The sequence below is a fragment of the Alphaproteobacteria bacterium genome (assembly GCA_030740435.1).
In the GTDB taxonomy this organism is placed as follows: domain Bacteria; phylum Pseudomonadota; class Alphaproteobacteria; order UBA2966; family UBA2966.
Window position 1 is genome coordinate 1 of sequence record JASLXG010000138.1, and the last position, 9795, is coordinate 9795.

Annotated in this window: 10 protein-coding genes; 3 read left to right on the forward strand and 7 right to left on the reverse strand. The window is 65.0% G+C overall.

Annotated features, from left to right (window positions below):
• The first annotated feature begins 725 nt into the window (after positions 1 to 725).
• The 3 genes from QGG75_14285 to QGG75_14295 are packed head-to-tail and all read left to right on the forward strand — an operon-like array spanning position 726 to position 2289.
• Positions 726 to 1529 (forward strand): glutathione S-transferase family protein, encoded by an 804-nt coding sequence (locus QGG75_14285; protein ID MDP6068401.1) that lies wholly within the window; start codon positions 726 to 728, stop codon positions 1527 to 1529.
• An 11-nt stretch (positions 1530 to 1540) separates the two neighbouring features.
• Positions 1541 to 1978, forward strand: coding sequence for a glutathione S-transferase N-terminal domain-containing protein (locus QGG75_14290; protein ID MDP6068402.1), 438 nt, complete (start codon positions 1541 to 1543; stop codon positions 1976 to 1978).
• Entirely contained in the window at positions 1966 to 2289 is a 324-nt protein-coding gene (locus QGG75_14295; GenBank protein ID MDP6068403.1) for a glutathione S-transferase C-terminal domain-containing protein, read from the forward strand. Before QGG75_14290 ends, QGG75_14295 begins: the two co-directional genes overlap by 13 nt.
• Here QGG75_14295 and QGG75_14300 read toward each other — a convergent pair.
• The 7 genes from QGG75_14300 to ssb all read right to left on the reverse strand — a co-directional run bounded on the left by QGG75_14300 (position 2286) and on the right by ssb (position 9384).
• Positions 2286 to 2429 (reverse strand): hypothetical protein, encoded by a 144-nt coding sequence (locus tag QGG75_14300; GenBank protein MDP6068404.1) that lies wholly within the window; start codon positions 2427 to 2429, stop codon positions 2286 to 2288. The two genes, QGG75_14295 and QGG75_14300, sit on opposite strands and share 4 nt — an antisense overlap.
• A gap of 87 nt (positions 2430 to 2516) precedes the next feature.
• Entirely contained in the window at positions 2517 to 3653 is a 1137-nt protein-coding gene (gene tgt / locus QGG75_14305) for a tRNA guanosine(34) transglycosylase Tgt (protein ID MDP6068405.1), read from the reverse strand.
• The gene (gene queA / locus QGG75_14310; GenBank protein MDP6068406.1) at positions 3650 to 4699 is read right to left on the reverse strand and encodes a tRNA preQ1(34) S-adenosylmethionine ribosyltransferase-isomerase QueA; all 1050 of its coding nucleotides are present in this window, start codon (positions 4697 to 4699) and stop codon (positions 3650 to 3652) included. The genes tgt and queA overlap by 4 nt, the downstream gene beginning before the upstream one ends.
• Positions 4700 to 4718: 19 nt before the next feature.
• On the reverse strand, positions 4719 to 5264 hold the full coding sequence (locus QGG75_14315) for a peptidylprolyl isomerase (protein MDP6068407.1): 546 nt from the start codon (positions 5262 to 5264) through the stop codon (positions 4719 to 4721).
• Positions 5265 to 5306: 42 nt separating this feature from the next.
• Positions 5307 to 5834, reverse strand: coding sequence for a pantetheine-phosphate adenylyltransferase (coaD, locus tag QGG75_14320; protein MDP6068408.1), 528 nt, complete (start codon positions 5832 to 5834; stop codon positions 5307 to 5309).
• 15 nt (positions 5835 to 5849) lie between these two features.
• Positions 5850 to 8609 carry a DNA gyrase subunit A gene (gene gyrA, locus QGG75_14325; GenBank protein MDP6068409.1) on the reverse strand — a complete coding sequence of 920 codons (2760 nt, stop codon included), beginning with the start codon at positions 8607 to 8609 and terminating at the stop codon, positions 5850 to 5852.
• A gap of 259 nt (positions 8610 to 8868) precedes the next feature.
• The gene (gene ssb / locus QGG75_14330) at positions 8869 to 9384 is read right to left on the reverse strand and encodes a single-stranded DNA-binding protein (protein MDP6068410.1); all 516 of its coding nucleotides are present in this window, start codon (positions 9382 to 9384) and stop codon (positions 8869 to 8871) included.
• Between the last annotated feature and the right edge of the window lie 411 nt (positions 9385 to 9795).

Here is a 9795-nt window from a genome sequence, read left to right on the forward strand (position 1 = left end):
CATTTCCAGATCATGCTCGATAGTAGATATCGAACCCGTGCCTCGTTCCCTGTTGCAGTTCTTGAACACAGATTGTAGCACCGTGGTCGGTTGGGATTGCAAGGCGGGAGCTAGGGCAACACGGGCCAACGTGCGCCTGAACCCCCGCCAGCCCACCCTGACTACGACCCAGGGCATCCCGGCAACCCTGGTTAACACTTGAAACCGTTGCGCCATTCGCTTGCTGGAATGCAAGAGCCCCCAGGGGGTGGCATGGCCCTTGCCCGCCCTCTTTCGTGCCCCTTAATAAGCGTTTTTTAGCCCCAAAAACGCTAAACGATTTCCGGGGGCTGTCTACCTACCTGGATTTTGGAGTTGCGTCTCTACGGTCGAGAAACACCATTAATAGCATGCACAAATGACCGTCTGGAGGTGGGGTGGGGGTGGCCAGGACCAGGATGGGGTTGGGTGGCTTGGAGGTGGGGTGGAGGTGTTGGGTGGGGAGGTTTCGGGCGGGTCAGAATTTGGGTCCTGGCACAATCTGGGCACAATTAGCCCTTGATTTGGCATAATTTCAGTCCCAACTTATAGACGTGCCAAATTAGCTTTGAGGAGCTGAAAGGCGCTGAAACCCTGGGATTTTTGAAGGTCAACCGGTAGACCGGTTCAGGTACGGACCCTGTAGAAATCCGATTAAAAGTCAGATGCTCTGCCAACTGAGCTACGCGCCCCCAAGGGTGGCCACCGTGTGGCTGGCCGGGTGGCTTGCCACCGTGTGGCTGGCCGGCTGCGGCAACTTAGGTTCGCCGACCGGCGCGGTCAATAGTCCCGGCACCGCACTGACGCCGCACCATCCAATCCGCCGCCAATTTGGACTATCCTCCAGGCTTCGATATCCGCCCAGGAGGACGACCGTGCTTCAGCTCTACTATTACCCCGACAACGCCAGCTTCGCCCCGCACGTCTGTTTGCGGGAGGCCGGGGCCCGGTATGAACTGGTAAAGGTCGACCGCACCTTGGAAGCCCACAAGTCACCGGACTATCTGAAGCTTAACCCCAGCGGGCGCATCCCGACGCTGGTCGATGGCGATCTGGTGCTTTTCGAAACGGCGGCGATCTGTCTCTATATTGCCGACAGCCATGCCGAAAGCGGTCTTGCTCCGCCCTCCGGCACGAGGGAGCGGGCGGTGCTGCACAAATGGCTGTTCTATATGGCCACGACGATCCAGCCGGAACTGCTGGTCTATCACTATGCCAGTCGTTATGCCGCGGACAGCGCCGGCGAAGAAGCGGTCAAAGCGGGCGCCGAAGCGCGGTTGGCGGAAATGTTCGAGGTCATGGACGAGGCCGTTGTCCGGCGGCCCTTCCTGATGGGCGAGAGCTTCACGCTGTTGGATCCCTATCTCGCCATGTTGTGCCGCTGGGCCAGAGAGCTGCGACAGGCGCCGGGCAAGCTCGGCCATCTTGGCCCCTACCTCGAAAACATAGTTGCCCGCGCCTCCGTCGCCCGGACCATCGAGCGCGAGGGAATCGAGCCGCCGTTTCTTTAAGCTATGGTCTGATGCCTGCACCCACCCGAGGGGTCGAGATCATGATCAAGCTCTATCAGTTTCCGCCCGGCTGGGGGCTGCCCAGCTACAGCCCCTTTTGTCTCAAGCTCGAAACCTGGTTGCGCCTGACCGCCCTGCCCTACGAGGTGGTGGATGAGCCCGATCCCCGCAAGGGGCCCAAGGCAAAGCTGCCCTACATCGACGACGGCGGCACGGTGCTGGGCGATTCGGGGCTGATCATCGATTATATCTCTCGGCCCAGTACGCCGTCGACCTCGATGCCCACCTGGAGCCGCGCCGGCGCGGCCTGGCCCAGGCGCTGGGCCACCTCTTCGAGGACGGCCTTTATTGGAGCGCCATCGTCTATCCGCGCTGGGCCATCGAGGCCAACTGGCAAATCGTCAAGCCGGAGTACTTCGCCGCCCTGCCCGCCCCCTTGCGTCCGCTGATCGCCGCCCTGGCACGGCGCAGTACGCTCGGCAGCCTCAGGAGCCAGGGCGTCGGCCGCCACTCGGCCGCCGAAGTGGCGGCCATGGGGTGTCGCGATATCGCTGCCGTGGCCGACCTGCTGGGGGAACAAGACTTCATGCTGGGCGATCAGCCCTCGGGCATCGACGCTACGGCCTATGCCTTTTTGGCCGCCATCCTGGCGGTACCGATCGAAACCCCGGTACGCCAGCGCCTGCGGCAAAGCGAGAACCTGACGGCCTATTGCCGGCGCCTGCGCGAGCACTGTTTTCCTGGTGAGAATGCGGTTTAGCTTCGCACCATCAGGCCGCGCAGCACCGGCGCGCCAATCAGCAGCGCGACGCCGAACATCTGATTGAATAGCGGGATTTCGACAGGAATCGGGCCAAACAGGATGAGGTAGAGCCCCAGGCCCATGGTCATCGCCGTCACCGTGATTTGCTTCTCCTCGTGCCGCTGACGGTATGCCTTGTTGGCCGGAATGGTAGGTCAATCGGCCAGACGCGAATATGGCGGCTGTCACAGTCCCTGAATTGGCGGTATGTCGCCCGCCGCCTGGAATTCGGTGAATTCCCGCGTGAATTCGGCGAACCGCCCGGCCTCGATGGCCGCCCGCAGCCCCGCCATCAGGCGCTGGTAATAGGTCAAGTTATGTTCCGTCAGCAGCATCGGCCCGAGCATCTCCTTGGCTCGGAAGAGGTGATGCAGATAGGCCCGGGAATAGCTGGCGCAGGCGGCACAGGAGCAAGCTTCCTCGAGCGGCCGGGAATCGTCGCGGTGACGGGCGTTGCGGATGTTGAGCGCACCATGGGCCGTGAAGGCCTGACCGGTACGGCCCGAACGCGTCGGCAGTACGCAATCGAACATGTCGACGCCGCGGCCCACGGCACCGACGATGTCGGCGGGCTTGCCCACGCCCATGAGATAGCGCGGCCGATCCGCCGGCAAATGCGGCACGCCGGCCTCGAGCACGCGAAACATCTCGGCCTGGCCCTCGCCGACGGCAAGGCCGCCGATGGCGTAGCCGTCGAAGCCGAGCTCGATCAGCCCGGCCGCCGATTCGGCCCGCAGCTCGGCATAGGTGCTGCCCTGGACGATGCCGAAAAGGCCCTGCCCCGGGGCCGGCCGGCTGGCAGCCAGGCAGCGCTCGGCCCAGCGCAGCGAGAGCCGCATGGACTTGGCCGCCTCGTCCTCGCTGGCCGGATAGGGCGTGCACTCGTCCAGCACCATGGCGATGTCGGAGCCCAACAGCGCCTGGATTTCGATGGCGCGTTCGGGCGTGAGCTCGTGGCTCGAGCCGTCGAGGTGAGAACGGAGACTAACGCCGCTTTCACCCAGCCGGCGCAGCTTGGCCAGTGACATGACCTGAAAACCGCCGGAATCGGTGAGAATGGGCCCCGGCCAATTCATGAAGACGTGCAGCCCGCCGAGCCCGGCAATGCGCTCGGCCGTGGGCTGCAGCATCAGGTGATAGGTGTTGGCCAGCACCATCTCGGCGCCCGTCTGGCGCACCGCCTCGGGGGCCATGGCCTTGACCGTGGCGGCGGTGCCGACGGGCATGAAGGCGGGGGTAGCAACGCTGCCGTGGGCGGTATCGAGATGCCCCAGGCGGGCCGAGCCGTCGCTAGCCCGTACCTCGAATCCGATGCCGCTCATGAATTCCGCTCCAAAAGACAGCAATCGCCATAGGAATAGAACCGGTAGCGCTGGGCCATGGCGTGGGCGTAGGCGGCCAGCATGCGCTCACGCCCGGCGAAGGCCGAAACCAGCATGAACAGCGTAGACCGCGGCAGGTGAAAATTAGTCAGCAAGACGTCGACGACCTGAAAGCGGTATCCGGGCACGATGAAGATGTCGGTTTGACCAGCCCAGGGCCGCAAGCCGCCGGCCGAAGCGACGCTCTCCAGCAGCCTCAGCACCGTCGTGCCCACCGCCACGATGCGCCGGCCCTCGGCCCGGGCGGCGCTGATGGCGGCGGCGGCCGGGGCGGCGATCTCGCCCCATTCGGCGTGCATGACGTGGTCCTCGGTGTCTTCGCTGCTCACCGGCAGGAAGGTGCCGCCACCGACATGCAGGGTCAAGCGCTGCTCTTCGATGCCCTTTGCCTCCAGGGCAACCAGCAATTCGGCCGTGAAGTGGAGCCCCGCCGTCGGTGCCGCCACGGCGCCGGGCCGGCGGGCATAGACGGTCTGGTAGTCGGCCCGGTCGCGCTCGTCGCCGGGCCGGCCGAGGTAGGGTGGTAGTGGCATCTCGCCGAATTGTTCCAGCACTGCCGGCAGTTCGGCGGCGGGGCGATCGAACCTGAGCCGGACTTCGCCCCCGCGCCGCTCAATCACCTCGGCGGAAAGCCCGCCAGCCCCATCCGGTCCCGGGAATCGCACCACATCCCCAGGCCTCAGGCGCTTGGCCGGCCGCGCGAAAGCCTCCCAGGTGTCGGGCTCGGGAGCCGGTTTGTGCAGTGTCACCTCGATGCGGGCGGTGCCCCGGGCGGCCTGGCGGCTGCCGCGAAGCCGGGCCGGTATGACTTTGGTGTCGTTGAGCACCAGCACGTCGCCGGGATGCAAAAGCCCCGGCAGGTCCGAAACCAACCGGTCTTCGAACGCCTCCCCCACGTGCAACAGGCGCGCCTGGTCGCGGCGCTCCAGCGGCCGTTCGGCGATCAGCTCCGACGGCAGTTCGAAATCGAAAAGCTCGACACGCATATGGCGGCCGGGCCGCCGGCTAATCCTTGGCGTCGGCGGCCACCTGCAGACGCACGATGTGGTCGGGGTCCTCGACGCTGCCGTTGTCCGACTTGGAGCCCTTCTTGATCTTGTCGACGAACTCCATGCCCTCGCTGACCTGGCCCCAGACCGTGTACTGGCGGTCGAGGAAGGGGGCCGCTTCGAAGACGATGAAGAACTGGCTGTCGGCACTGTCGGGGCTGCGGGTGCGGGCCATGGAAAGGGTGCCGCGAACGTGGGGCTCGTCGTTGAATTCGGCCTTCAGGCGCTGGCCCGAGCCCCCCGAACCGGTGCCCGTGGGATCGCCGGTCTGGGCCATGAAGCCTTCGATGACGCGGTGAAAAACAACGCCGTCATAAAAGCCCTGGCGCACCAACTCCTTGATGCGGGCGACATGGCCGGGCGCCAGATCGGGCCGCATTTCGATAACCACGCGGCCGTATTCAAGGTCGAGATAAAGCGTGTTTTCCGGTTCCGCCGCATCCACGTTGCCTGCTCCCAGTATCAAAGCGGCCAGGGCCGCCAGAATGAAGTGCCGCACCATTGCGATTTCCCTCTCCTAGTACCTAGCCCCTACCGCCCGGCTTCAGGATGCCGAGCCTTTGGCACGTTCGTCGGCCGCCCGGTGGCGCAGCTTTTCGTCGATGTTCCTGGGCACGAAGGAACTGACGTCGCCGTCCAGGCGGGCGATGACCTTGACCAGGCTCGAGGCGATGAAATGGTTGTTCTCCGAGGCCATGAGAAAGATGGTCTCGACGTCGGCGTTGAGGCGCGCGTTCATGCCTACCATCTGAAACTCGAATTCGAAGTCGGAAACCGCCCGCAAGCCACGCACGATGATGGAGGCACCGACATCGGTGACGAAATGCATGAGCAGATTGTCGAAGGTCCGGACCTCGATGGTAGTGCCGTTGTGGCCGTTCAGGTGTTCGATCTCGGAGCACACCATGGCCTGGCGTTCGGCCACATCGAACATGGGTGCCTTTTCCAGATTGGCGGCAACGCCCACCACCAGGTGATCGACCACCCTGGTGGCCCGGGTAATCAGGTCCAGGTGGCCGTTGGTGATGGGATCGAAGGTGCCGGGGTAGACGCCGGTTCGCCGCTTGGCCACGCAGATACTCCTCGATTACGCGTCTGACTCTGTAGGCTCTGTTGTCTCTGTAGGCTCTGTTTTTTGCTGATCGTCGGCGTTCTGGTCGGCCGCCTCGCCCACTTCGGCCTCGTCGCCCTCTTCGCCCTCGCCAGCCTCGTCATCGCCGTCTTCGCCGTCTTCGCCGCCATCGCAGAGGCGGGCCACCGAAACCACGCGTTCGCCTTCCGCCGTGCTGAACAACGTTACACCCTGGGTGTTGCGACCGGCAATGCGGATGTCGTTGACGGGGCAGCGAATCATCTGGCCGCCGTCGGTGACCAACAGCAGCTCGTCGCTTTCGACCACGGGAAAGGCCGCCACCACCTCGCCGTTGCGTTCCGAGGTCTCGATATTGATGATGCCCTGGCCGCCGCGATGGGCGATGCGGTATTCATAGGCCGAGGTGCGTTTGCCGTAGCCGTTCTCGGTAATCGAGAGAATGAATTCCTCATGCGCCGCCAATTCGGCCAGCCGCTCGGGCGGTAACTCGGAGGCCGTGGCGGCAACTTCCGTCTCGCCGTTGGCGCGGCGCTCGGCGGCGGCGGTGCGCAGATAGTCGTCGCGCTCCTCGACACCGACCTCGGCGTGGCGTACCAGCGACATCGAGATCACGTCATCTCCCTTGGCCAGCTTCATGCCGCGCACGCCGTCGGAGGTGCGGCTCTTGAAAACGCGCACGTCGGTGGCGGCGAAGCGCAGGCACTTGCCGCCACGAGCCGCCAGCAGCACGTCATCGCCGTCGTCGCAGGACTGCACGCCAACCAGGCGATCGCCTTCGCCCAGGCGGATGGCGATTTTGCCATTGGCCATGACGTGGCTGAAGTCCGACAAGGCGTTCCTGCGCACCCGGCCCATGGCGGTGGCGAAGACGATGCTGAGGCTGGCCCACTGTTCCTCGTCCTCGGGCAGCGGCATGACCGAAGTGATGGTTTCGCCCTCGTCCAGCGGCAACAGGTTGACCATGGCCTTGCCCAGCGCTTGCGGCGTGGCCAGCGGCAGGCGGTAGACCTTGAGCTTGTAGACTTGGCCCGAGGAGGAAAAGAACAGCACCGGCGTGTGGGTGTTGGCGACGTAGACCTGGGTGACGAAATCCTCGTCGTGGGTGTTCATGCCGGCCCGGCCCTTGCCGCCACGGCGCTGGGCCCGGTAGGCGCTGAGGCGCACCCGCTTGATGTAGCCGCGGTGGCTCACCGTCACCACCATGTCCTCGCGCTCGATCAAGTCCTCGTCGTCCTGGTCCAGCTCGCCCTCGACGATTTCGCTGCGCCGCGGATCGGCGAAGCGCTCACGGACCTCGGTGATTTCGCGCCGCATGACGCCGGTCAGGCGCTCATGGCTGCCCAGGATATCGAGCAGATCGACGATCTTTTCCGCCAGCCCCTTGAGCTCGTCGCCGATCTTGTCGCGCTCCAGCCCGGTCAGACGCTGCAGGCGCAACTCGAGAATTGCCTTGGCCTGAACCTCCAGCAAACGATAGCTGCCGTCCTCGACGACGTGGCCGGGCTCGTCTATCAGCTCGATCAGGGGCCCCACGTCGGCCGCCGGCCAGGACCGTTCCATCAAGCGCTCCCGCGCCACCGCGGGGTCCGGCGCCTTGCGGATGATGGCGATGACCTCGTCGATGTTGGCCACCGCGATGGCCAGACCGACCAACACCTGGGCGCGCTCCCGGGCCTTGGTCAATTCATGGCGGGTGCGCCGGGTGATGACCTCGCGGCGGAAGGCGACGAAGGCCGAGATCATGTCCTTGAGGTTGTGCAACTGCGGCCGGCCGCCATTGAGCGCCAGCAGGTTGACGCCAAAGCTGGTTTGCAGCGCGCTGAGGCGGTAGATCTGGTTGAGCACCACCTCGGTGGTGGCGTCGCGCTTGAGTTCGATCACCACGCGCACGCCGTCGCGGTCCGATTCGTCGCGCAAGTCCGAGATGCCCTCGATGCGCTTGTCGCGCGCCGCCTCGGCGATCTGCTCGATCATGCGCGCCTTGTTGACCTGGTAGGGGACCTCGGTGACGATGATGACGTCACGGTCCTTGCCGGCTTTTTCGAAATGCACGCGGCCGCGCATGATCACCGAGCCCCGCCCGGTGTGATAGGCCTGGCGCGCTCCGCCCCGGCCCAGGATCAGGGCGCCGGTGGGAAAATCCGGCGCCGGCACGATCTCGATCAACTCGTCGATGCCGATCTCGGGGTTTTCGATATAGGCCAGGCAGGCATCCAGCACCTCGCCCAGATTGTGCGGCGGTATGTTGGTCGCCATGCCCACGGCGATGCCGCCGGCGCCGTTGACCAGCAGGTTGGGCAGCCGCGACGGCAGCACCACCGGCTCGTGGGCCGAATCGTCATAGTTGGGCTGGAAATCGACGGTATCCTTGTCGATGTCGCCGAGTAGCGCCAACGCCGAACGATCGAGGCGGATTTCGGTATAGCGCATGGCCGCGGCACGATCGCCATCCATCGAACCGAAGTTGCCCTGGCCGTCCAACAGCGGCAGGCGCATGGCGAATTTCTGGGCCATGCGTACCATGGCGTCGTAGATCGCCTGGTCGCCGTGGGGATGGTACTTGCCCATCACGTCGCCGACGACACGGGCCGACTTGCGGTAGGGCCGGTCGGGAAGCGCGCCCTGCTCGTTCATGGCGTGAAGAATGCGCCGGTGCACCGGCTTGAGGCCGTCGCGCACGTCCGGCAGGGCCCGCGAGACGATCACGCTCATGGCGTAATCGAGGTAGGAGCGCTTCATCTCCTCCTCGATCATCACGGGCACGGTGTCGCTGCGCGGCGGTGGCGGGGTGTCTATGTCGGTCAAGGGAGGGGCGTCAGAATTGATGCGTCAGAAGTTGGGCCAGGCCGGGTTTCCGAAGCCACCGGTAGGCGCCCCGGCCACCCCCGACATGTTGGGGGGTGGGGTGCGGTAAATATACCAGACCTTGTTGTCAGCGGCAAGTTTTCGCGGGCGCAAAAAAGCCCTGTTTGCAGCGCAGCAAAAGGGCCTCGGGCGGCTGCTTGGGGGTTCGCTAGAAAGGAATCTCGTCGTCGAGGTCGGCGCCACCGCCAGCGCCTGTGTCGGCGCCTCCACCTCCGCCGCCGCCGCCTCCTTCTCCCCCGCCGCCACCACCTCCACCATAATCGTCGGGGTATTCGTCAGGTGCGCCGCCGCCATAACCGCCACCGCCCTCGCCGCGCGAGTCCAGCATGGCGATCTCACCCCGGTAGCGCTGCAGCACGACCTCGGTGGTGTACTTCTCGACCCCCGACTGGTCCTGCCACTTGCGGGTCTGAAGCTGACCTTCGATGTAGAGCTTGGAGCCCTTGCGCAGGTATTGCTTGGCGATGTTGCCCAGGTTCTCGTTGAAGATGACGACCCGGTGCCACTCCGTGCGCTCGCGCTTTTCGCCGGTATTGCGATCGCGCCAAGTTTCGTTGGTGGCCAGATTGAGATGTACGATCTGATCGCCGGCGTTGGTGCTCCTGACTTCGGGGTCGCGCCCCAGGTTGCCGATCAGAATGACCTTGTTGACGCTGCCCGCCATGCCGCCTCCGCTGTTTGATTGACTGGCAGCATAATAGGCGCAAAAGATCGCGCCGGTCGCGTTTTTTTGTCGCTCACGGCGGCGGACCTTCGGTCCGCAGCCTGCGCGGGGGCGCCGCAGTAGCGGCGGGTCGCGGTCGCTCCCGTTGCACAAAAGGACCAAACAGAAAAAGTAACAAACGGCGGCCGCGCTAAGCCGCGCCCCGGCACGGGGGGCGGAGGCCAAGGGCGCGGATGCGCCCGCCCGGTGAGGAGCTACAAAACTTCGCTCACGGCGGCTCCGCTGCCTCCGCGGGGGCGCCGCAGGAGCGGCGGGTCGCGGTCGCTCCCGTTGCACAAAATAACAAAGCACAAATCAAAAATAAACCGCCCCCGGAACGGGGGCGGAGGCCAAGCGCGCGGAGCGCGCGCC